Annotated in this window: 18 protein-coding genes; 16 read left to right on the top strand and 2 right to left on the bottom strand. The window is 67.7% G+C overall.

Features of this window, described 5'->3' with window-relative positions:
* The first annotated feature begins 28 nt into the window (after positions 1–28).
* The 3 genes from ASC66_RS09320 (at position 29) to ASC66_RS09310 (ending at position 4,452) form a co-directional block, all read left to right on the top strand.
* A complete protein-coding gene (locus ASC66_RS09320) occupies positions 29–1,000 on the top strand; it encodes a carbohydrate ABC transporter permease (RefSeq protein WP_055838044.1) in 972 nt (323 codons plus the stop codon).
* Entirely contained in the window at positions 997–1,989 is a 993-nt protein-coding gene (locus tag ASC66_RS09315; protein ID WP_055838041.1) for a carbohydrate ABC transporter permease, read from the top strand. The genes ASC66_RS09320 and ASC66_RS09315 overlap by 4 nt, the downstream gene beginning before the upstream one ends.
* 483 nt (positions 1,990–2,472) lie before the next feature.
* Positions 2,473–4,452: an ABC transporter ATP-binding protein gene (locus tag ASC66_RS09310; RefSeq protein WP_055838038.1), complete on the top strand. Its 1,980-nt coding sequence runs from the start codon at positions 2,473–2,475 to the stop codon at positions 4,450–4,452.
* Between the two features lie 190 nt (positions 4,453–4,642).
* Here the strand turns inward: ASC66_RS09310 and ASC66_RS09305 are convergent, their stop codons facing one another.
* Positions 4,643–5,374 (bottom strand): DUF305 domain-containing protein, encoded by a 732-nt coding sequence (locus ASC66_RS09305; RefSeq protein ID WP_055838036.1) that lies wholly within the window; start codon positions 5,372–5,374, stop codon positions 4,643–4,645.
* Between the two features lie 11 nt (positions 5,375–5,385).
* Positions 5,386–6,084 (bottom strand): DUF3105 domain-containing protein, encoded by a 699-nt coding sequence (locus tag ASC66_RS09300; protein ID WP_055838033.1) that lies wholly within the window; start codon positions 6,082–6,084, stop codon positions 5,386–5,388.
* A 435-nt stretch (positions 6,085–6,519) separates the two neighbouring features.
* Between ASC66_RS09300 and ASC66_RS09295 the strand changes: the two genes are divergently transcribed.
* The 13 genes from ASC66_RS09295 (at position 6,520) to ASC66_RS09235 (ending at position 23,721) form a co-directional block, all read left to right on the top strand.
* A complete protein-coding gene (locus ASC66_RS09295; RefSeq protein WP_055838493.1) occupies positions 6,520–7,884 on the top strand; it encodes a cystathionine beta-synthase in 1,365 nt (454 codons plus the stop codon).
* An 86-nt stretch (positions 7,885–7,970) separates the two neighbouring features.
* Positions 7,971–9,140 carry a cystathionine gamma-synthase gene (locus ASC66_RS09290; RefSeq protein WP_055838030.1) on the top strand — a complete coding sequence of 390 codons (1,170 nt, stop codon included), beginning with the start codon at positions 7,971–7,973 and terminating at the stop codon, positions 9,138–9,140.
* Positions 9,141–9,331: 191 nt separating this feature from the next.
* Positions 9,332–9,712 carry a nuclear transport factor 2 family protein gene (locus ASC66_RS09285; protein WP_055838027.1) on the top strand — a complete coding sequence of 127 codons (381 nt, stop codon included), beginning with the start codon at positions 9,332–9,334 and terminating at the stop codon, positions 9,710–9,712.
* A gap of 121 nt (positions 9,713–9,833) precedes the next feature.
* Complete coding sequence (locus tag ASC66_RS09280; RefSeq protein ID WP_055838025.1) at positions 9,834–11,309, top strand: APC family permease; 1,476 nt, start codon at positions 9,834–9,836, stop codon at positions 11,307–11,309.
* Positions 11,306–12,298: a cyclase family protein gene (locus ASC66_RS09275; RefSeq protein ID WP_055838022.1), complete on the top strand. Its 993-nt coding sequence runs from the start codon at positions 11,306–11,308 to the stop codon at positions 12,296–12,298. Before ASC66_RS09280 ends, ASC66_RS09275 begins: the two co-directional genes overlap by 4 nt.
* Positions 12,299–12,393: 95 nt before the next feature.
* Positions 12,394–13,701, top strand: a complete 1,308-nt coding sequence (locus tag ASC66_RS09270) for a heparan-alpha-glucosaminide N-acetyltransferase domain-containing protein (protein ID WP_055838019.1) — start codon at positions 12,394–12,396, stop codon at positions 13,699–13,701.
* Between the two features lie 480 nt (positions 13,702–14,181).
* Positions 14,182–15,492, top strand: coding sequence for an MFS transporter (locus ASC66_RS09265; RefSeq protein WP_082492191.1), 1,311 nt, complete (start codon positions 14,182–14,184; stop codon positions 15,490–15,492).
* A 392-nt stretch (positions 15,493–15,884) separates the two neighbouring features.
* On the top strand, positions 15,885–17,036 hold the full coding sequence (locus tag ASC66_RS09260) for a LacI family DNA-binding transcriptional regulator (protein WP_082492190.1): 1,152 nt from the start codon (positions 15,885–15,887) through the stop codon (positions 17,034–17,036).
* Positions 17,037–17,407: 371 nt separating this feature from the next.
* Complete coding sequence (locus tag ASC66_RS09255) at positions 17,408–18,205, top strand: L-ribulose-5-phosphate 4-epimerase (protein WP_082492189.1); 798 nt, start codon at positions 17,408–17,410, stop codon at positions 18,203–18,205.
* 158 nt (positions 18,206–18,363) lie between these two features.
* Positions 18,364–19,461, top strand: a complete 1,098-nt coding sequence (chvE, locus tag ASC66_RS09250) for a multiple monosaccharide ABC transporter substrate-binding protein (RefSeq protein ID WP_502691597.1) — start codon at positions 18,364–18,366, stop codon at positions 19,459–19,461.
* 139 nt (positions 19,462–19,600) lie between these two features.
* Positions 19,601–21,130 (top strand): multiple monosaccharide ABC transporter ATP-binding protein, encoded by a 1,530-nt coding sequence (gene mmsA, locus ASC66_RS09245; RefSeq protein ID WP_055838013.1) that lies wholly within the window; start codon positions 19,601–19,603, stop codon positions 21,128–21,130.
* A 34-nt stretch (positions 21,131–21,164) separates the two neighbouring features.
* The gene (gene mmsB, locus ASC66_RS09240) at positions 21,165–22,406 is read left to right on the top strand and encodes a multiple monosaccharide ABC transporter permease (RefSeq protein WP_055838010.1); all 1,242 of its coding nucleotides are present in this window, start codon (positions 21,165–21,167) and stop codon (positions 22,404–22,406) included.
* Between the two features lie 319 nt (positions 22,407–22,725).
* Positions 22,726–23,721, top strand: a complete 996-nt coding sequence (locus ASC66_RS09235) for an ABC transporter substrate-binding protein (protein WP_055838007.1) — start codon at positions 22,726–22,728, stop codon at positions 23,719–23,721.
* Positions 23,722–23,809: the final 88 nt, after the last annotated feature.

The following is a 23,809-nucleotide window of genomic DNA, read 5'->3' as shown; positions in this document are numbered from 1 at the left end:
GGCACCGCGGGCAGAAAGGTAGTCGCACATGACGACGGCTGACCTCATCGGCAAGATCACCCAGGTGGTGCTCGCGCTCGCATTCTTCGCGGCCGCGGTCGGGTTGATTCTCTTCCTCATCGACAAGGCGCCCAAGCGCGGGCGCGATCTCTGGCAACTGACGCTGTTCCTCGCACCGGCCGTGCTGCTGCTTGCGGCCGGTCTGATCTACCCCGCCGTGCGCACGACGTTGCTCTCCTTCGCCAACGGTGCCGGCGACATCGTCGGTCTCGACAACTTCGTCTGGGCCTTCACTCAACCGGCTGGTCTCATCTCACTGCGCAACACGATCATCTGGGTGATCCTCGTTCCGCTCATCGCCACGGTCGTCGGCTTGGCGTACGCCGTCTTCATCGACAGGTCCCGCGGCGAGAGGGTCTACAAGGCCCTCGTCTTCATGCCGATCGCGATCTCCTTCGTCGGCGCCGGCATCATCTGGCGCTTCGTCTACGAGTACCGGGGGCCCGGCATCGAGCAGATCGGACTGCTCAACCAGATCGTCGTCTGGCTCGGCGGCGAGCCGGTGCGCTGGCTGCAGGAGTCGCCATGGAACACCTTCTTCCTGATCATCGTGATGGTCTGGATCCAGACCGGCTTCGCCATGGTCGTGCTCTCCGCCTCGATCAAGGGCGTGCCGACCGAGCAACTGGAGGCCGCTGAACTCGACGGCACCAATGGCTGGCAGCGCTTCCGGAACGTCGTCCTGCCTGGCATCCGCGGAGCCCTCGTCGTGGTCGTGACGACCATCTCGATCGCGACGCTCAAAGTGTTCGACATCGTCCGCACGATGACCGCCGGCAACTTCGAGACGAGCGTTGTGGCCAACGAGATGTACACGCAGGCGTTCCGCGCCGGCGAGGCCGGGCGCGGCGCTGCGCTGGCCGTCGTGCTGTTCGTCATGGTGCTGCCGATCGTCATCTACAACGTGCGCGTGCTGCGCCAGCAGAGGGAGATCCGATGAGCGACAACATTGTTGACCTGCCGGTTCCCGGTGCGGAGAAGCGCTCGCGCAACACCGGCTACGAGTTGGCGGCATCCGACTCGAAGACGAAGCGGGTCAAGCGCCGGCTCACCTCGCGCACGGCGACGGTGATCGCGCTGATCATTGCCGTGGTCTGGACGATCCCGACGTTCGGCCTGTTCATCTCCTCGTTCCGGCCCGAGGAGGAGATCAAGACCACCGGTTGGTGGACGATCCTGCAGAATCCCGGGTTCACGCTCGACAACTACAAGGAGGTGCTGTTCTCTTCCTCCGCATCGGCACCGCAGCTCGGCCAGTACTTCGTGAACTCGCTGGCGATCACCATCCCGGCGACGATCTTCCCGCTCGTGCTCGCGACCATGGCCGCCTATGCGTTCGCCTGGATGAGGTTCAAGTGGAGTGGCGCGCTGTTCGTGCTGATCTTCGCGCTGCAGGTTGTCCCGCTGCAGATGGCGCTCATCCCGCTGCTGCAGATGTTCTCCGCGTTCCTGCTGCCGGCACAGGAACAGTTGCACGATCTCGTGCCGATCATCCCGGCCGAGACGTACGCGCCGGTGTGGATAGCGCACACGATCTTCGCCCTGCCGTTGGCGATCTTCCTGCTACACAACTTCATGAGCGAGATCCCGGGTGAGCTGATCGAGGCCGCCCGTGTCGATGGTGCCAGCCACGGGCAGATCTTCTTCCGGATCGCCATCCCGTTGGCCCTTCCGGCCATCGCCTCGGTCGCGATCTTCCAGTTCATCTGGGTGTGGAACGACCTTCTCGTCGCCCTGATCTTCTCCGGCGGCACTCCGGATGTCGCGCCGCTCACGCAACGCCTCGCCGAGATGACGGGTTCGCGCGGTCAGGAATGGCAACGCCTGACAGCGGCCGCCTTCGTGTCGATGGTGATTCCGCTGCTCGTCTTCCTCGGGCTGCAACGCTACTTCGTGCGGGGTCTGCTCGCGGGTTCGTCGAAGGGCTAGCGTCGCAGTCGTCGGCGCGAAGTCCTGAGCGTGTGCCCGAAGTCATGGCGTGTGTCAGGGCTTCGGGAGCGGCCTCGTTCCTCGGCTGCTCCCTCGAGCCAGCGTGGGGATGTGCCTCCGTCGAGTCATCGTGCGTTCTCGCGCCGGGCTGCAGATGCACGCTGGCTCGAGCGAGCGGCGCAGCGACGAAGGGGTAGCGTCGCAGTCGTCGGCGCGAGGTCCTGAGCTTCTGCGCGAAGTCATGGCGTGTGTCAGGGCTTCGGGGGCGGCCTCGTTCCTCGGCTGCTCCCTCGAGCCAGCGTGGGGATGTGCCTCCATCGAGTCATCGTGCATTCTCTCGCCGGGCTGCAGATGCACGCTGGCTTGAGCGAGCGGCGCAGCGACGAAGGAGCAGCGATGCACGCGAAGCCCTGAGCGTCTGCGCGAAACCGCCGACCCGGCATCCGGTGGCCGTAGGGTGAGGAGGGACCGGAAGGAGCGCACATGAGCGGAGCACACGGCGGTGGCGCGGGCGGCGGAGGCGTTCGCAACGGCGGCGGGGGCGGCGGCGGTGGCCGCGGTGGTCGGGTGAGCGCGGCCGACGAGCAGGCGCAGCGCGCGATCAACGCGGAGGCCCCGCGCATCCCACACCTGCTCTCGCGCATCGCGGCGCTGTTCGCTCCGTACAAGACGGAACTCATCATCACCGTGGTGCTCGTGCTGATCGGTGCGGGGCTGAGCGTGATTCCTCCGCTCATCACGCAGCGTGTCTTCGACCACGCGCTGTTCCCGCCCAGCGGCGAACCAGACCTCCCGCTGCTCGGCTGGCTCGTCGCGGCGATGGTCCTCATCTTCGTCGTCGGCGCCCTTCTCGGCGTGTGGCAGACCTGGCTCACCGCGACCGTCGGCAACTCCGTGATGGGCTCGCTGCGGGTGCGGCTGTTCACCCACCTGCAGGCGATGGAGCTGAGCTTCTTCACCCGCACGAAGACCGGCGTCATCCAGTCGCGCCTGCAGAACGATGTCGGCGGCGTGGCCAGCGTGCTCACCAACACGATCTCCAGCGTGCTCGGCAACACGGTCACGGTGATCGCCGCCTTCGTGGCGATGCTGATCCTCAACTGGCAACTCACGCTGATCGCTGTTGTGCTCATGCCGATCATGGTGATCGCCCAGCGCCGGGTCGGTCAGGTGCGGGCACGCATCGCCGCGAAGACGCAGGAGTCGCTCTCGGAGATGACGGCGATCACCCAGGAGACGCTCTCGGTCAGCGGCATCCTGCTCTCCAAGAGCTTCACCCGGCAGGGCACCGAGATCGCCCGCTACGCCGACGAGAACGCGAACCAGGTGTCGTTGCAGGTGCGCCAGCAGATGAGCGGGCAGTGGTTCTTCGCCCTGGTCAACATCTTCCTCTCGAGTATTCCCGCGATCGTATATTTGGCGGCCGGCTACCTCGTGGCCGGTGGCGCACCCGACGTCACGGCCGGAACCATCGTCGCGTTCACCACCGTGCAGGCCCGCCTGATGTTCCCGCTGATGGGGCTCATGCGCGTCGCACTCGACCTGCAGACCTCCTCGGCGCTGTTCGCCCGCATCTTCGAGTACCTCGACCTGAAGCCGGCGATCGTCGATGCTCCGGATGCCGTCGAGCTGCCGGCATCCGCAGCCGACAACGGCGTCACCGGCCCCGACGCGGCCGAGCTCGGCCGCGTCGAGTTCGAGCACGTCAGCTTCCTCTACCCCGACCAGGCCGCCGACGCCCGCCCGACGCTGAACGACGTTTCCTTCGTTGTCGAACCGGGCCAGTACGCGGCATTCGTCGGCCCGAGCGGCGCAGGCAAGACCACTGTCTCCTACCTCGTACCGCGACTCTATGAGGCCACGAGCGGTGCTGTGAAGTTCGCCGGCGTCGACGTGCGTGGGCTCACCCAACGCTCGCTCGTCTCCAACATCGGCATCGTCAGCCAGGAGACCTACCTCTTCCACGCGACCATCGCCGAGAACCTGCGCTACGCGAAGCCGGATGCCACGGACGCCGAGCTGGAACGGGCGGCCCGCGCCGCGAACATCCACGCCACGATCGATTCATTCCCCGACGGGTATGCGACCGTCGTGGGGGAGCGCGGCTACCGACTGTCCGGCGGCGAGAAGCAGCGCATCGCCATCGCGCGAGTGCTGCTGAAGGACCCTGCTGTGCTCGTGCTCGACGAGGCGACGAGCGCGCTCGACGTGATCTCGGAGCGCATCGTGCAGTCGGCGCTCGACGACGCCGCCCGCGGGCGCACGACGATCGCCATCGCGCACCGGCTCTCGACCGTGGTGAATGCCGACGTCATCTTCGTGGTCGAGGCCGGTCGCCTGGTCGAGCGCGGCACCCACGTCGAGCTGTTGGCGGCGGGCGGCAGCTACGCGCGGCTGTTCGCCGAGCAGAGCGCGCTGGCCGCGGTCGGGCTGGAGCTGCCGGTGGGCGAACTCCCGGAGTAGCCGGGGTGGAGTCGGCGTGCGTTCCGGAGGAGATCCGGTCGACACACCGACGGGGCGGTCGCCCCTGCCGGCATGTCGACCGAATCTCCGGCGCACGGTACGCGGGCGGTTGCCGTGCTGGCGGATGACGGCAGGGGCAGCCGCCACAGCGGGCCGCCAGTGCGGGCCGCCGGACCGGGCGGCGCTGGAGCTACTGGCGCTCGGCCAGCATGCTCTCCATCAGCTCGATCTCGGAGGCCTGGCTGGCGAGCACCGAGTTCGCGAACGGCACGATCACCGAGTTGGTGCTGCGCTCCAGCACCGAATCCGCCATCTCGAGCGCGCCCTTGTGGTGGGCGATCATCAAGGTGAGGAAGATGCGCTCGGCCTCGACGCCGCTTGCGGCCTTCAGCTCGGCGAGCTGCTCGGCCGTGGCCATGCCGGGCATGGGGCCGCCGGGCACGTGGTCGGTGCTCGCGGCATCCGTCGAGGCGGCGTGGGCGTGACCGCCCTCGCCGTTCAGCGCCGGACGCGTCATCCACGTCATCGACGGCTCGGGGCCGAACTGGCCGAGGCCCCACTCGCTGAGCCACCCGTAGAGCTGGCCGGACTGCTGGCCCTGCGTTGTCGCGATGTCGTAGGCGAGCAGACGCGTCTCAGGGTCATCGGTGAGGTCGCGGATGATCATCGCCATCTCGACGCCCTGCACGTGGTGCGCCTGCATGTCGCGGGCGAAGCCTGCCTCCGCGCTGGTGTCGCCCGGCGTCGCGCCGATCGTGCTGAGACGACCGATCGAGAAGGAGACGAGCGCGACGACGACGAGTGCGAGCACGGCGATGATCGCCACGAACACGCGCCCGCCCATGCGGCGCCCTGGCCCCGTACCCTCGGTGCCGTCAACGGCCTCGACGGCGCCGCTCGTGTGCTCGATCGTGTCTGTCACGGATGTCGCCTCTAGGAGACCTTGCCGGGTGCGTCCAGCGCGCCGGAGCACAGGGCGCCGGGCTCGGGAACGAACTGGCTCTTCCAGAACTCCTCGAGGAACTCGCCGACGCGCTCGTCGTCGACGGAGTCGACCTGGAGCTGCGCGTTCCACGCGCTGAGCACGATGGTCGAGGGCAGGTCTTCCTTGGGGGAGAGCACGATGTAGCTGCTGGGCAGCTTCAGCTTGAGCGCAGCGAGGTCGTCATCGGAGAGCTTCGGGTCGTAGGTGACCCAGACGGCGCCGTGCTCCATCGAGTGCACGGCGTTCTCGTTCGGAACCGGCTGGTCGTAGACGCCGCAGTTGAGCCACATCTGGTTGTGCTCGCCACCGGCCGGCGGGTTCTGCGGGTAGTCGACGGTGCCCTCGACGTGGCCTGCGCCATTCTTGAACGTCTCGACACCGGAGATCTTCGCGCCATCGCTGCCGGCGGTGTAGCTCGCACGCTGTGGGGTGAGCACGATCGCTGAGACGACCAGGGCAACGATCACGACGGTGCCGGCCACGGCCGACCAGATGCCGATCAGGCGGTTGCGGCGGGCCCTGGCCTCGCGCTTCTTGTACTCCTCGAGCTTCTTCGCGCGAGCCTCGGCGCGCTGTTCCTTGACGGTGAGCGCCTTCGCCTGCGCCTTGGCGGCAGGGGGAACGGGCGGGGTCGGGGAAGAAGACATTCTCGGCCTCTCGAATGCTGAGCGTGGGTGGGTGCAAAAGCGGTTCGTCCGGTGCGCAGTGCAGACACCGAATGAATACGAATGTATCGGCATTCGCTGGGGAGGCGCTGAACATGCGCCGGGTGCCGCGGGCCACCCGCCACCTGTTCCCACCCGTTTTTGGCGCCGTCCGCGCGCCATCGCTTCTGCCGATTGAGGTCGTGAACGTGACACGGCCGGTGCTCGTGGCTACAGTGAGAGCGTGTCCACTGTGAAGTCCTGTTGTTGTTGTCGCTGATCGACGCGCCCTCAAACAGACTCACCACCCTGCGCGGCAGCACTCCCACAGCCTGAGACCTCGACACTCGAGGCCGTTTCCGGGCGGTTTCGGGAGGGGCGCCGCGGCATCCGTCAGAGGATTCCTCCCTGACAAGACAGCTCGTGAAGGACACCACCATGCACTTTGCAGAATCGATCGTCGACCTCATCGGTAACACGCCGCTGGTCAAGCTCAACCGCGTGACCGACGGCATCGCGGCCACCGTGCTCGTGAAGCTCGAGTACCTGAACCCCGGTGGCTCGGCGAAGGATCGCATCGCCACCCGCATCATCGATGCGGCCGAGCGCGAGGGCAAGCTGAAACCGGGCGGCACCATCGTGGAGCCGACCAGCGGCAACACGGGCGTTGGGCTCGCCCTCGTGGCCCAGCAGCGCGGCTACCGCTGCATCTTCGTGCTGCCGGACAAGGTCGGCGAAGACAAGATCAACGTGCTGAGTGCCTATGGTGCCGAGGTCGTCGTGACGCCGACGGCCGTCGCGCCCGACAGCCCGGAGTCGTACTACGGCGTCTCCGACCGGCTGGTGCGCGAGATCCCCGGGGCGTTCAAGCCCGATCAGTTCTCGAACCAGAACGGACCGCTCAGCCACTACGAGAGCACCGGTCCCGAGATCTGGCGCGATACCGACGGCACGGTCACCCACTTCGTCGCCGGTGTCGGCACCGGCGGCACCATCACCGGAACCGGGCGCTACCTGCGTGAGGTCTCCGGCGACACGGTGCGCATCATCGGCGCCGACCCGGAGGGCTCGGTCTACTCCGGAGGCACCGGTCGGCCCTACCTCGTCGAGGGCGTCGGCGAGGACTTCTGGCCGAGCGCCTACGACCCGGCCATTCCGCACGAGGTGCTCGCCGTCAGCGACGCCGACGCCTTCGCCATGACCAGGCGGCTCGCCCGCGAGGAGGGGATCCTCGTCGGCGGTTCCAGCGGCATGGCCGTCGTGGCCGCACTCCGAGCCGCGGCCGACTTGGGCCCGGATGCCGTCGTCGTCGTGCTTCTGCCAGACGGCGGTCGCGGCTACCTCGGCAAGATCTTCAACGACAAGTGGCTGCGCAGCTACGGCTTCAGCAACGCCCCGAGCGGGCACACGGTCGCGGAACTGCTGGCATCCAAGGCGGACCGCACGCCGGCGCTGCTCTACGTGCACCCGACCGACACGGTGCGCGAGGCGATCGACGCGATGACCGCCGCCGGAGTCTCGCAGCTGCTCGTGTTGAGCGCGAAGCCGCCGGTCGTGATGGGCGAGGTGGTCGGCGCGATCGAGGAGGGGCAGCTGCTCGATCAGGTGTTCTCTGGCGAGGCTCCGCTGAGCGCGCTGGTCGGCCAGTTCACCGGGGCGGCGCTGCCACTGATCGGCGTGAACGAGCCGGTCGCGAACGCCAGGGCCGCGTTCGGTGCCGCGACCGCGCTGCTCGTGACCGACGGCGGCAAGCCGCTCGGCGTCATCACCCGCCACGACCTGCTCCGCTACCTCAGCCAGTGATGTCGCCGGCTCAATCAACGGGATGCCGCCGGTTGAGCTTGTCGAAACCCTCCCTGCTTGCCACGCCACACGAAAGAACCGACATCATGACCAGCTCCGCCTCTCCCACAGACTCCGACGCCTTCGCCACCCGCGCGATCCACGCGGGCCAGCACTTCGACCCGACGACGGGCGCCGTGATCCCGCCGATCTACCAGAGCTCGACCTTCGTGCAGGACGGCATCGGCGGCCTCCGCGGCGGCTACGAGTACTCCCGCGGCGGCAACCCGACCCGCACGGCACTCGAGACCCAGCTCGCCGCCCTCGAGGGCGCGGCCCACGGCCTCTCCTTCGCCTCCGGCCTCGCGGCCGAGGACGCCCTGCTGCGTGCCGCGCTCGCCCCCGGCGACCACGTCGTGCTCGGCAACGACGCCTACGGCGGAACGTACCGGCTGATCAATCGGATCCACGGCGCGTGGGGCATCCGGAACACCCCCGTCGACCTCACGGATCTGGCCGCGGTCGAGGCGGCCATCGAGTCCGGCACCAAGATCCTGTGGGTCGAGACACCGAGCAATCCGCTGATGGCGGTCAGCGACATCGCCGCGCTCGCCGCGCTCGGCCACCGCTACGGCATCCTCGTGGTCGTCGACAACACCTTCGCCTCGCCCGCGCTGCAGCAACCGCTCGCGCTCGGCGCAGACGTCGTCGTGCACTCGACGACGAAGTACCTGGGCGGGCACTCCGACGTGATCGGCGGTGCTGTCGTGCTGAACGACGACGATCTGCACGACAAGATCCGCTTCATTCAGTTCGCGGCCGGCGCCGTCTCTGCGCCGATGGATGCCTTCCTCACCGCCCGCGGCATCAAGACACTCGACGTGCGGATGCAGCGGCACAGCGCCAACGCGTACGCCATCGCCTCCTACCTCCAGGGGCACACCGCGGTCGAGCGCGTCTACTACCCGGGGCTGGAGACGCATCCGGGGCACGAGCTCGCGGCCAGGCAGATGTCGGGCTTCGGCGGCATGATTTCGCTCGCATTGAGTGGGGGAGAGCCGGCGGCCAGGCGCTTCGCCGAGTCGATGCGACTGTTCCAGCTGGCGGAATCGCTCGGCGGGGTCGAGTCGCTCGTGAACTACCCGAGCGAGATGACGCACGCCTCGGTGCGCGGCACGGAGCTCGAGGTGGCGCCGAACATCGTGCGGCTCTCGGTCGGCATCGAGGATGTCGCCGATCTGCTCGCCGACGTCGAGCAGGCGCTGGCGCGGCTATAGCCGCTGTAGCCGCCGCACCCGCTGGAGCCGCCGCACCTGCGGCCGTGCGTTCGGCCGGTGTTTCGGCCGACACGCGGGTGGGACGGGCCCCGCGGGCGGCGCGTCGACCGAATCACCGGCGGAGCGTACCGGCCCTCGGGCAAGTGGCCGAGGGGGTGGCCACGGTCGGCGGTGCGGAGTAGAACTGTGCCATGACTGACAGAGACGCAATCACGCGCTGGGTCGAGGGATACGAGCGCGCCTGGAAGAGCAATGAGCCTGCCGACATCCGTGCGATCTTCACCGAGGATGCCGAGTACCGCACCCGCCCGCACCGCGCGCCATGGCGCGGGCAGGACGAGATCGTGGCGAAGTGGATCGAGAACGGCGACGGTCCGGATGAGGTCACCTTCGAGTGGGAGCCGGTGCTGGTCAGCGCCGAGACCGCGGTGGTGCGGGGCAAGACGGACTACGCCGACGACAGCATCTACCACAACCTCTGGGTGGTGCAGTTGGCGCCGGACGGCCGGGCGAGCTCCTTCACCGAGTGGTGGATGGAGGAGCCGAAGGGCGGGGAGCCGGGCTCCGAGTGAGGCGCGTCGGCGCGCTCGGCAGCGGCCTCACGTGTGACAGAAACGACGCTTGGCAGTTTTTGCATGAACAGTGTCATTTCTGCCAGCGCGCCGCGGTGCGCGGGAGCGGCATGATGGGGAGGTGACCTCGACGACCGTGCCAGCAGCATCCGCCTCCCACGTGGAGAAGGGTGCGCCAGCCGTCGAGCACCGCGGCTCGCTCGGCCTCGTGCGTGGCACGGCGCTCTACATCGCGGCTGTGCTCGGAACCGGAATCCTCGTGCTGCCCGGGCTCACGGCGTCCGTCGCCGGACCGGGCTCGATCCTCGCCGTCGCCGCCGTCTTCCTGCTCTCGATCCCACTGGCCGGCACCTTCGCGGCGCTCGCCGCACGCTACCCCGACCCGGGCGGAGTCGCCAGCTATGTGCGCCGGGCGCTCGGCAACACCCCCGCCCGCATCGCCGGCTACTGGTTCTACTTCGGCGTCTGCGTCGGCGGCCCCGTCGTCGGCGTGCTCGGCGCCGAGTACATCGTGGCCGTGCTCGGCGTCGACCACTCCGCCGTCGGCATCGTCGGCCTTGCGATCCTGGTGCCGCCCTTCGTCGCCAACCTGTTCGGCCTGCGCGTCTCGGGAACCGTGCAGCTCGGCCTCACCGTGCTCCTGCTCGCCGTCGTCATCGGGGTCGTTGCCGTCGCGTTCCCGGCCGCCGATCCCGCCAACTTCCAGCCGTTCCTGCCGCATGGACTCGCCGGGGTCGGCGCGGCGATCAGCCTCTTCCTCTGGGCCTTCGCCGGCTGGGAGGTCGGCACCCACATCGCCGGCGAGTTCGCGAACCCACGCAAGGTGATCCCGTGGGCGACGGGCATCGCCGTTGTCGTCGTCGGCGTCGCCTACCTGTTGCTGCAGATCGTCACCGTTGCCGTCCTCGGGCCGGATGCCGGCAACGGCCCTGTGCCGCTGATCAACCTCGTGTCGGCCGTCGCGCCCGGCGTCGGGCCGGTCGCGGTCGCGATCGTCGCCGGTGTCGTCGTGCTCGGTGTCATCAACGTCTACCTCGGCGCCTTCGGCAAACTCGGCGCCTCCCTCGGCCGTGACGGCGACCTTCCGCGCTGGCTGGCCAAGGGCGTCGAAGACGGGGCGGTTCCGCGGCGGGCGCTCAGCGTGACCGCCGTGCTCATCGCCATCTACTACGCGCTGATGGCCGCCAACGGCTTCGACCTGACCGCGTTCATCCTCGTGCACACCAGCTGCATGGCGGCGATCTACGCCTTCGGCATGATCGCGGCCGTCAAGATCCTCGACCGCTGGAGCATCGGCTGGTGGATGGCGATCGTGTCGAGCGTGCTCACCGTCGGGCTGCTGGTGCTGGCCGGACCGAACCTCGTGATCCCGGCGGTGCTGGCCCTCGCGGCCATCGTCGTCGCCCTCGTCAAACGCCGCGTCGCCCGCAGGACCGCCCGGGTTTCGACCCTTCGACAAGCTCAGGACGGCGCAAGCTCAACCAACCCGGTTTCGACCCTTCGACAAGCTCAGGACGGCGCAAGCTCAACCAGCGGGGCTCCGATGATTGAGCCTGTCGAAATCTCGCCCACCGCAACACCTCTGGAGGCACCATGACCGAGTACCGTGCGCACTTCGACGCCGTCGTCACGTTCGTCAACGGGGGAGACCTCGTCGCACACGGCTTCCGACTCGACCTGCCATCCGGCGAGGTGTCGAAGCAGCGCCTGGCCGAGCTCTTCGTGCGCCACCTCGGGCTCACGCTCGTCGAGAACGTCACCCTCACCAACATCGAGACGGTGCGGGAACAGCACAAGGGCAGCCGCGGCATCCCCTTCGCCGACATGCTCAGCGAGGCGCTCGAGGGCAGCGCGCTCGCCGACAGCCTGGCCGAGCAGGGTGCAGCGGATGCCGAGTCCGCCGGCCCCGCGCGGGTCGGCCGCATCGTCGACCTCAGCCACAGCATCCGCGCCGGCCTCGTCACCTATCCCGGCCTGCCCGCACCCGTGATCACCCCGCACCTCACTCGCGAGGACTCCCGCAGCAAGTACGCGCCCGGCACCGAGTTCGCCCTCGACCTCATCACGATGATCGGCAACACCGGCACCTACCTCGACAGCCCGTTTCACCGCTACGAGGGCGGCGTCGACCTGGCGGGGCTCGCGCTCGACACCCTCGTTGACCTGCCGACCGAGGTCTTCCACCTCACGGATGCCGGCAGCCGCGGCATCCCGGCCGAGGTGTTCTTCGACCGTGCACTCGCGGGCTCGGCCGTGATGCTGCACACCGGCTGGGACCGCCACTTCGGCACCCTCGAGTACGCGCACGGGGCGCCGTTCCTCACCGAGGCGGGTGCCAGACACCTGATCGACCAGGGCGTCGCGCTCGTCGGCATCGACTCGCTCAACATCGACGACACCGAGCCGGAATCGGGCGGTGCACGCCCGGCGCACACGTTGCTGCTCGAGGCCGGCATCCACGTCGTCGAGCACCTCACCAGCCTGGGCGAGCTGCCGGCGCGGGGCGCGCGCTTCACCGCGGTGCCGCCGAAGGTCGAAGGCTTCGGCACCTTCCCGGTGCGCGCCTTCGCGACGCTGCCCGAGTAAAACGGAATCGCCGGGTCGCTGAGCGCACGCAAAGCTTCAGCCGCCAGAATGGGGCTGCGCCGCATTCGACGCGCCCGTTGAGCACCCGGAGAACCATGACCGTTCCCACTCCCGCAGCCGCCGGATGGGTGAACGGCGCCCCGGTTCCCGTGCCGGCTCAGGCCGAACGGGGCGCAGGGACGGGCCAGATCGCACGCCTCGTCGGCATCGACTTCGCCCGCTTCCTCGCGATCCTCGGCATGATGTGTGCGCACCTGCTGCTGCAACCGGGGATGCCGGGGCACCAGGCCTGGGTCAGCTCCCTCGTCGACGGCAATGCCTCAACACTCTTCGCCGTGATCGGCGGAATCAGCGTCATCCTCGCCACCCGCCGTTACCTCGAGGCCGACTCCTACGCCGCGGCGGCCTGCGCCATGGCCGCGCGCGGAGTGCTCGTGATCGCACTCGGTGCGACGCTCGCGATGCTGCCGGTGAGCGTGGTGGTCGTGCTCGTGTACTTCGGGGTCGCGATGCTCTGCACGATCCCTTTTCTGCGGATGCCGGTGCGCTGGCTCCTCGTCAGCGCTGCGCTCATCGCGCTGGTCGGCCCGTTCGTCACCACCGCGACACGCGGCGCACTCGACGTCTCAGCGGAGGCCGGCGGCCTGCCCTGGACCGATCTCGGCGACCCTGCCCTCGCCGTGCGTGCCGTCTTCGTGACCGGAACCTATCCCGTCATCACCTGGTTGGTCTACCTGCTGGTCGGCATGGCGCTCGCCCGGTTGCTGCTGGCTGCTCGGCGCGACGGGCCGGCCGAGCGCCGATTCATCGTCCGAAGCGGCGTGACCGGACTCGTGCTCACCGCCGTCAGTCTCGGTGCATCCCGGCTGATCTTCGAGTTGTGGGGGCGTGCGGCCATCACGGCGACGACGCCGGCAGCCGATCCGGCACGGCTTGAGGAGCTGGTCGGGCAATCGGGTCACGGCGCCCCCGTGTCTGCAGAATGGTGGTGGCTGCTCGGCGCGGCCCCGCACACCGGAACCATCTTCGACGTGCTCCGTGGCATCGGTGTCGCGCTGCTCGTGATCGCGCTCATGCTGGCCTTCGCACGATGGGCCCCGCGCTGGCTGCTCGGCGTGCTGCGCCCGATGTCGGCGGCCGGCGCGGCACCGCTCACCATATATACGGTGCACGTGCTCGGTGTCGCGCTCACAACGAGCATCGTGATCCTGATGGAGCCGGCGTCGTTCGCTGAGCTGCCGTGGTGGTACCTCGGGTGGCGGATCCTCGCCGTGCACGTCGTGGTCGTGCTCGCAATCGGTGCCGTGCTGGCGCTGCTCGGCAGGCGCGGCCCGCTCGAGGCGTTCGTCAGCGACTTCGCCACCTGGGCGGCGCGCATCGGGTCGCGCGGTCGGGCCGACTGAGCCCCCTCCGCTGATTGAGCCCCTCCGCTGATTGAGCACCCTCCGCCGATTGAGCACCCATCCGCCGATTGAGCACCCTTCCGCCGATTGAGCACCTTTCCGCCGATTGAGCCTGTCGAAATCCCCCCAGCAGCGGTGACGGTTCCGAGGTTTCCTTGGGCAGGGCTGCCGCCTTTCGCGACGCTGCGCGTCGCGCCGATTGAGCACCCGGCCGTTGATTGAGCACCCCGCCGTTGATTGAGCCTGTCGAAATCCCGCGAGCTTGATCTCAAGCGCTGTTGAGGTCTTAGGCTCGGAGACGTGCCATTCCGCGAGACAAGCCCCACCGATCCCCACGACCCGTCAACACCGAACCCGGGCGTCGGGGGAGCTGCCTCCACTCCGAGGGCGGACTCCGCGCAGGCATCCGTGCGGGCCGACGACCGCCCCCAGCGCCCCACGAGCGTGCTCAGCCCCGAATATCGCTGGATCAGCATAGGCATGTGCGTGCTCATTCTCCTTGCGGCATTTGAGTCGCTCGCGGTCACGACGGTCATGCCACTGATCGCCACCGAGCTCGACGGGCTCTCGCTCTACGCGCTCGCCTTCGCCGGGCCGCTCGCGGTGAGCGTTGTCGGAATGGTCCTCGCCGGCAACTGGGCGGATCGTCGCGGCCCGAAGGCGCCGCTCTACGCCTCCGTCGCGTTGTTCGCGATCGGCCTGATCCTCGCCGGCACCGCGACGAGCATGGAGGTGCTCGTTGCCGGGCGCCTGATCCACGGCCTCGGCGGCGGCGGACTCACGGTCGCGCTCTACGTGATCGTCGCCCGGGTCTACCCGCACGCCCTGCAGCCGCGCATCTTCGCCGGCTTCTCGGCCGCCTGGGTCGTGCCATCCCTCGTCGGCCCGTTCGTGGCAGGCGTCGTCGCCGATGTGGCCAGCTGGCACTGGGTGTTCCTCGGCGTCGTCGCGCTCGTCATCCCGGCGCTGGCGATGGTGGTGCCTGCGCTGCGCGGCATGATCCACGAGGCGGATGCCGACGCGCCCGTCGCCCCGTGGAACATCCCCCGCATTCTCTGGGCCGTGCTGGCCGCCGCCGCCGTGCTCGTGCTGAATCTCAGCGCGGAGGCCGCCGGCTGGGTGCTCTGGACGCTGCCCGTGCTCGCCGTCGTCGTGCTCGCAATCGCGCTGCGCCCGCTACTCCCGATTGGCGCGCTCCGCGCCGCCGCCGGGCTGCCGGCCACGGTGCTCGTGCGCGGGCTCATCGCCGGCGCCTTCTTCGGGGCCCAGGTGTACGTTCCTCTCATCCTCACCGAACGCTACGAGCTCACCGCATCTCTGGCGGGCCTCGCTCTCACCCTCGGCGGCCTCGCCTGGGCCGTGACCGCGCAGATCCAAGGCCGCTACGCCGAGCGACTCTCGCACGCCCGTTGCCTCAGCATCGGCCTGACACTGCTCGGCGCCTCCCTCGCGATCACGCTCACCGCCGTCGCGTTGGCGCTGCCCGCGCTCGTGCTGATCGTCGCCTGGGGTTTCGCCGGTGCAGGCATGGGAATCATGTACCCGCGCACCTCGGTGATGACGCTCCAGTCGTCGAGCGAGGCCGACCAGGGCTTCAACAGCTCGGCGATCGCGATCTCCGACGGAATCGGAGCCGCCATCGCCATCGCGCTGGCCGGAATCGTGTTCGTGCTGCTCTCCCCATTCGGCGGCGTGGTGCCGTTCGTCGGCTGCTTCGCGCTGGCGGGCGGATTCTGGCTGGTTGCCGTGCTCGTGAGCAGGCGGGCATCGGTCACGGTTCCGCTCTCCTAGAGCGCGCCTGCGCGCCGAGCCCGCCCAGAGCGCACCCGACGGCGGCACCTCGGGAGGCCATCGGCGCCGACGGAGGCCCGTTCCGGCGGTTCCGGCCTCCGCTCGCGCCGATCACCTCCCGCCGCTCCGCGGGCTTCCACGGGGGCGGATGCCGGCATCCTCGACAGTGCTGGCAGCCGCTCGCGGCGACCTCTGCCGCGGATGTGCCTGTCACACGAGCCGATGTGACAGGCACAGTTGCGGATGTGACAGGAACACATGTGACAGTCACACGACGACGCGGGGTGCATAATTGACCTGCGCGCACGCATGTGAACGTACACATCGCGAGGCATCGCAGGTTCTCACCCGCGCACGTTTCACCAGCGCAGATTCAACATCGCAGAGACGGGATGACCGTGACAGACGAAGGCAGCCGGGGGCGGGCTCCGAGTATTCGCGATGTCGCGCGTCTGGCGGGGGTCTCCCACCAGACAGTTTCGCGCGTGCTGAACCACCACCCGAGCATCCGGCCGGAGACGAAGGCCCGCGTGCTCTCGGTCATGGACCAGCTGCAGTACCGGCCGAACCGCGCCGCCAGGGCCCTCGTGACGAGCCGCTCGCGCACGATCGGGGTGCTCTCGGCCTCCAGCGCGCAATACGGCCCTGCCAGCAGCATCGCCGCGATCGAGGTCGCCGCCCGCGCGCAGGGTTATTACATCAACACGGCGAACATCGTCGGTGCCGACCGTGAGGCCATCACCGGCGCGGTCGAACACCTGATGGCGCAGGCGGTCGAGGGCATCGTCGTCATCGCCCCGCAGGTGCGCGTCTTCGACATCCTGGCCGAGTTCGCCATCGACGTGCCGCTTGTCACGCTGCAGTCCAGCGGGCGGTTCGACGGGAACACGCTGGCCGTCGACCAGATCAGCGGCGCCCGGTTGGCGACCCGCCACCTGATCGAGCTCGGCCACCGCCACATCTACCATCTCGCCGGCCCCCAGGACTGGATCGAGGCCGAGGCGCGGATGACCGGATTCCTGCGGGAGATGTCGGACAGCGAGGTGGCGACCACCGCGCCGATCCTGGGGGATTGGACGGCCGACTTCGGCTACTACGCCGGGCGCGAGCTGCTCAGTGTGCGCGACTTCACCGCGATCTTCTCCTCGAACGACCAGATGGCGCTCGGCCTCATGCACGCGGTGCGCGATGCGGGGCTCGATGTACCGCGGGACGTCAGCATCGTCGGATTCGACGACATCCCCGAGGCCGCGCACTTCGCGCCGCCGCTCACGACCGTGCGCCAGGACTTCGCCGAACTCGGCCGGCGCTGTGTCGAGCGGCTGATCACCGACATCGGCCGCCGTTCGAGCGTGCCTGGCGCCGCCGCGCCGGATGCCGCCGCCGAAGACGCCGGGCCCGGCACCGAGAACGGCACCGAGCCGGGCACCGCGCCGGGCACCGCGACAGGCGCCGAGACGGGCGACGTGCAAGAGGCGGCCGGCGGCCGTCTGCTCGTGCCTGAGCTCATCGTGCGCGCCTCGACGGGCCTGCCGGCGTTCTAAGCCCGCTCGCACGCTGGGCGCGAGCTTCGTGCGCGCTTAGCGCGCCATCCGTGCACCCCGGGAGCGCGCTGAGAGCGCGATCAGCCCCGGGATCACGGGGATCGCAGGACCGTTACAAATCTGAGACATGCGAGATTTGACAATCCGATCCTCGATGCGGCTAACATGAGGACACTCGATGTGACCGTTCACATTGAGTGTCACATCCGGCGGTCAACCGCCCGGATGGAAATGCCCAGACACACCCGGTGTGTCGACAAAGGAGTCGAGAACGTGAAGCAGCAGTCGATGCAGACAGGCCTGGCGGCACCCGCCGGCGCCGCCGCATCCGCGTCTCGACGCAGCACCACCAGCAGCACGGGAGTCCGCTCGTGAGCGGCTACGGTCCCACCCTCGAGGTGGCCATCGCCCGTCTGCGCACCGAGGTCGCGCAGCTGCACGCCGAGCTCACCCGCAACGGACTCGTCGCCTGGACCGGCGGCAACGTCTCGGCCCGTGTGTCAGGTGCCGACCTCTTCGTCATCAAGCCGTCCGGCGTCTCGTACGACGAGCTCGGCCCAGAGAATATGATCCTCTGCGACCTCGACGGCACCGTTATCACGGACACCCCCGGCAGCGACCGGGCACCGTCGAGTGACACCGCCGCGCATGCATACGTCTACCGGAATATGCCAGAGGTCGGCGGCGTCGTGCACACGCACTCGCCCTACGCGACGGCCTGGGCCGCCCGCGGCGAGGCGATCCCATGCGTGCTCACCGCCATGGCCGATGAGTTCGGCGGCCCGGTTCCGGTCGGCCCATTCGCTGTCATCGGCGACGACTCGATCGGTCGCGGCATCGTGCAGACGCTGAGCGGTCACCGCTCCCGCGCCGTGCTGATGCAGAACCACGGCCCGTTCACGATCGGCACGGACGCCCGCGACGCGGTCAAGGCCGCCGTCATGGTCGAGGACGCCGCCCGCACGGTGCACCTGGCCCGCCAGGGCGGCGCCGTGATCGAGATCCCCCAGCCCGCGATCGACGCTCTCTTCGATCGCTACCAGAATGTCTACGGTCAGGCCGGCAACGCCCGCCCGCCGAAGACTCCGCGCGGCGCGCGGAAAGCACCCACGACTCCACCACCCACGCGGCGCTCCGGCGCCACGGGTGCGAAGGCGAGCAGCAGCTAGCCGGCGCACCACCCAGACATCGAAGGCGCGACAGCCGCGCTGCCGATCCGGATCCCGGCTCTCATGGACGAAGCCGAATCCGGTTTGCACCACCCGACAATGATGTCCATGTCACAACGAAAGGAAACACAGTGAAGACGAAGAAGGTCCTTCTCACGATGTTCACGGCCGGCGCCATGCTGGCACTCGCTGCCTGCTCCGGCACCTCCGGCGATTCGGCCGGCGAGGGTGGCGGCGACGGCGGCCTCATCGGCGTTGCGATGCCGACGAAGAGCTCCGAGCGCTGGATCCAGGACGGCGACGCCGTCAAGGAGCAGCTCGAGGCCCAGGGCTTCAAGGTCGACCTGCAGTACGCAGAAGACGACATCCCCACGCAGGTCTCGCAGATCGAGAACATGATCACCAAGGGCGCAGAGGCCCTGATCATCGCTTCGATCGACGGCACCACGCTGACCAGCGTTCTCGAAGAGGCCGCAGCGAACGACATCCCCGTCATCGCCTACGACCGCCTGATCCGCGACTCGGAGAACGTCGACTACTACGCGTCGTTCGACAACTACATCGTCGGCCAGCAGCAGGCATGGTCGGTCCTCAACGGACTCGGCCTCGTCGAGCTCGACGGCACCCCGATCGACGGCGCCCCCGCCGGCCCGTTCAACATCGAGCTCTTCGCCGGCTCGCCCGATGACAACAACGCCACGTTCTTCTGGCAGGGTGCCATCGACGAGCTCCAGCCCTTCATTGACGCCGGCACCCTCGTCGTCAAGAGCGGCCAGACCGAGTTCGAGCAGGCCGCCATCCTCCGCTGGGACGGCGAAGTCGCCCAGAAGCGCATGGAGAACCTGCTGACGTCGACGTACTCCGACGGCTCCAAGGTCAACGGCGTTCTCTCCCCGTACGACGGACTGTCGCGCGGCATCATCTCCGCTCTGACGGATGCCGGCTACACCGTCGGCGACGAGTGGCCCGTCATCTCCGGCCAGGACGCCGAGCTCGACTCGGTCAAGGCCATCAACTCGGGCGAGCAGTTCGCCACCATCTTCAAGGACACCCGCCAGCTGGCGGAGGTCGCCGTCACGATGGCGTCCGCCATCCTGAACGGTGAAGAGGTCGAGGTCAACAACACGACCGACTACGACAACGGCAAGATCACCGTCCCGTCGTACCTGCTCCCCTCGCAGATCGTTGTCAAGGACAACATCAACGAGGTCCTGGTCGACAGCGGTTACTGGACCGAAGACGAGATCAAGGGCTAATAAGCCGCGATCCATCGCAGCGTGCGGCCGGTGGGGGTATTACGGTATCCCCACCGGCACTCATCGCTGCGGCATCCGTTCACTGGGCGGATGACGAAACCAACAAAGAAGTAGGAAGTCGAATGAGGAAGGCACACTCGTGACCACCAACATTCTGGAGATGCGCGGCATCACCAAGACGTTCCCCGGTGTCAAAGCGCTCTCCAACGTGACGCTCTCTGCCGAGCGCGGCGAGGTGCTGGCCATCTGCGGCGAGAACGGCGCGGGCAAGTCCACGCTCATGAAGGTGCTGAGTGGCGTCTACCCGCACGGCACCTACACCGGTGACATCGTCTTCGAAGACGAGATCGTCGAGTTCAAAGACATCACGGACAGCGAAGCCAAGGGCATCGTCATCATCCACCAGGAGCTGGCCCTCAGCCCCTACCTCTCCATCGCGGAGAACATCTTCCTCAACAACGAGTTGACGAACAAGGCCGGCCTGATCGACTGGAACCGCACCAACCACGAGGCGCAGAAGCTGCTCGCCCGCGTTGGGCTCAGCGACAACCCGACCACCCGCATCATGGACATCGGCGTCGGCAAGCAGCAGTTGGTCGAGATCGCGAAGGCGCTCTCCAAGCGTGTCAAGCTGCTCATCCTCGATGAGCCGACGGCGGCCCTCAACGACGAGGACTCCAACCACCTGCTCAACCTGATCCTGCACCTCAAGGGCCAGGGCATCACGTCGATCATCATCAGCCACAAGCTGAACGAGATCAAGAAGATCGCCGATTCGGTCACCGTCATCCGTGACGGCAAGACGATCGAGACGATTGCCAAGACGGATGTGACAGAAGAGCGCATCATCAAGGACATGGTCGGCCGCGACCTCGAGAGCCGCTACCCCGACCACACGCCGAACATCGGCGAGGAGCTGCTGCGCGTCGAGGACTGGACCGCGCACCACCCGCAGGACCCGAACCGCGTCGTCGTCGACAAGGTGAGCCTCAACGTGCACGCCGGCGAGATCGTCGGAATCGCCGGGCTCATGGGCGCCGGGCGCACCGAGTTCGCGATGAGCCTGTTCGGGCGCAGCTACGGCACCAAGATCACCGGCCGCGTGTTCAAGCGCGGGAAGGAGATCAAGACCCGCACCGTCGCAGAGGCGATCGAGAACGGAATCGCCTACGCCACGGAGGACCGCAAGACCTACGGCCTGAACCTGATCGAAGACATCAAGCGCAACATCTCGATGGCCTCGCTCGGCAAGCTCGAGAAGTGGGGCCTCGTTCACGACAACGAGGAGTACCGCGTCGCCAACGAGTTCCGCAAGAGCATGAACATCAAGGCGCCGTCGGTGCTGGCGAAGACCGGCAAGCTCTCCGGCGGCAACCAGCAGAAGGTCGTGCTGTCGAAGTGGATCTACTCCGACCCCGACGTGCTCATCCTCGATGAGCCGACCCGCGGCATCGACGTCGGCGCCAAGTACGAGATCTACGCGATCATCAACAAGCTCGCGGCGGAGGGCAAGGGCATCATCGTGATCTCCTCCGAACTGCCAGAGCTGCTCGGTATCTCAGATCGCGTCTACGCGATCTCTGAAGGCCGCATCACCGGCGAGGTTCCCATCGCGGATGCCACGCCGGAATCCGTCCTCAAACTCATGACCATGGAAAAGCCCCGCTAGCGTCGGCGCTCGGGAATCTCAAGGAGACACTCACATGACAAAACTTGAAAACCAGCCGACCGACAACACCGCGGTCGGCTCACAGATCAATCCGTCGGACAACAAGTTCACGCGCTGGCTCAGCCACGTGCTGGCCGACCTCGGCAAGAACGGCATCTTCCTCGCGCTCATCGCCGTGGTCGTGCTGTTCACGGTGCTGACCGACGGCATCCTGCTGCGCCCGCAGAACATCTCCAACCTGATCGTGCAGAACGGCTACATCCTCGTTCTCGCGATCGGCATGGTGATGGTCATCATCGCCGGCCACATCGACCTCTCGGTCGGATCCGTCGCCGCCTTCGTCGGAGCCTGCTCCGGTGTGTTCGCGGTGACGTGGGGGCTGCCGTGGTGGCTCTCGATCATTCTGTCGCTGCTGATCGGTGCCCTGGTCGGTGTCTGGCAGGGCTTCTGGATCGCCTACGTCGGCATCCCAGCGTTCATCGTGACGCTGGCCGGCATGCTGATCTTCCGCGGTCTCGCCCTCGTCGTGCTCGGCAACGCCAACATCGGTTCGTTCCCGGCCGAGTACCGCGCGCTCGGCAACGGCTTCCTCACGAATGTGTTCGGGGAGTTCGCACTCGACCCGCTGACCATCGGTGTCGGCGTCATCGCGATCGCCGCGCTGATCCTGCAGCAGGTGCGCACCCGCGTCGGCCGCCAGAAGTACGGCCAGGAGGTGGAGCCGCTCAGCTGGTTCGTCATCAAGCTCGTGCTGATCGCGGCCGTCATCGGCGCGTTCGCCTGGGCCCTTGCCAGCTACAAGGGCATCCCGATCACGCTCATCGTGCTCGCCGTCCTCGTGCTGATCTATGGCGTGATCATGAACCGCAGCGTCTTCGGCCGCCACATCTACGCGATCGGTGGCAACCGTCACGCCGCAGAGCTCTCCGGTGTCAAGGCCCGCCGCGTCGACTTCCTTCTCTTCGTCAACATGGGTGTGCTCGCCGCGCTCGCCGGCCTCATCTTCACGGCCCGCCTCAACCTGGCCGGCCCGAAGGCCGGTGATGGCTTCGAGCTCGAGGCCATCTCCGCCGCCTTCATCGGTGGCGCAGCGGTGCAGGGTGGTGTCGGTACGATTGCCGGCGCGATCATCGGTGGTCTGATCATCGGTGTGCTGAACAACGGTATGTCGATCATGGGCATCGGCATCGAGTGGCAGCAGGCCGTCAAGGGCCTCGTGCTGCTCCTGGCCGTCGCCTTCGACGTCTACAACAAGCGCCGCGCTGGCGGCAACTAGCCGACGCATCTCACGCGAGAGGGCCCCGGCATCCGTTACTCGGATGCCGGGGCCCTGTTCCGTTGAGGGCCATGGTCGCGCGCGGGATGACCGCATGCCCGAAAATGCGGAGGCCGGTGTGAGCGCTCACATACGCAAGCCGTCTTGTGGCGGAGCTTTCGATGGATCCCCATAAAATCAGGGAAAGAAATTGCACACCGCCTATTGTGAAGGCTCACATGTGAGCGCTAACATCGGGACACCGCCAGAATGAACTGGCGATCCGGCACCGGGAACGCAGCACATTCACCGCCGGCACTGAACAAGGAGGTTTAGTCAGATGAAGAAAATCATCGGAACATTCGCAGCAGGAGCCATGCTTCTCGCACTCGCCGGGTGTGCCCCGGCCGCCGACACCGGCAGCGGTGACGCTGCAGCAGCCGGCCCCAAGGCAGAAAGCGATCTCGTCGTCGGTTTCGCCCAGGTCGGCGCCGAGAGCGGGTGGCGCACCGCCAACACCAAGGACATCCAGTCGGCGTTCGAAGAGGCCGGCATCGAGCTGAAGTTCTCCGACGCCCAGCAGAAGCAGGAGAACCAGATCAAGGCGATCCGCTCCTACATTCAGCAGCAGGTCGACGTGATCGCATTCTCGCCGGTCGTCGAGACCGGCTGGGACGCCGTGCTCAACGAGGCGAAGGATGCCGGCATCCCCGTCGTGCTCACCGACCGCGCGGTGGACTCGGCCGACGACTCGCTCTACGTCACCTTCCTCGGCAGCGACTTCGTGCTCGAGGGTGAGAAGGCCGGCGACTGGGTGGTCGAGGAGTACAAGGACCAGACCGAACCCGTCGAGATCATCCAGCTTGAGGGCACGACCGGTGCCGCCCCGGCGATCGACCGCGCAGAGGGCTTCGCCGAGGTGATCGCCTCCGACCCCAAGTTCGAGGTCGTCGCCTCCCAGACCGGTGACTTCACGCGTGCCGGAGGCAAGCAGGTCACCGAGGCTCTGCTCAAGTCCAACCCCGGCGTCGACTTGATCTACGCACACAACGACGACATGGGTCTCGGCGCGATCGAGGCCATCGAGGCCGCCGGTCTCGTTCCGGGCAAGGACATCAAGATCGTCACCGTCGACGCAGTCAAGGACGGCATGACGGCGCTCGCCGACGGCAAGATCAACTTCATCGTCGAGTGCTCGCCGCTGCTCGGCAAGCAGCTCATCGAGGTCGTCAAGCAGATCAACAACGGTGAGGCAACCGAGAAGCGCATCGTCACCGAGGAGACGACCTTCACGCAGGAGCAGGCCATCGAGGCGCTGCCGACCCGCGCCTACTAGGCACGCCCGGCAGCAGCCACTCCAGCAACACCAGCACGATCCGTAACACCAGCACGATCCGTTACACCAGTAGCGACCGGAAACACCC

Origin of the sequence: Leifsonia sp. Root4, assembly GCF_001425085.1 — a bacterium.
Classification (GTDB): Bacteria; Actinomycetota; Actinomycetes; order Actinomycetales; family Microbacteriaceae; genus Microterricola.
Note: the sequence above shows the minus strand (reverse complement) of the source record. Positions and strands in the feature narration are given on the sequence as shown.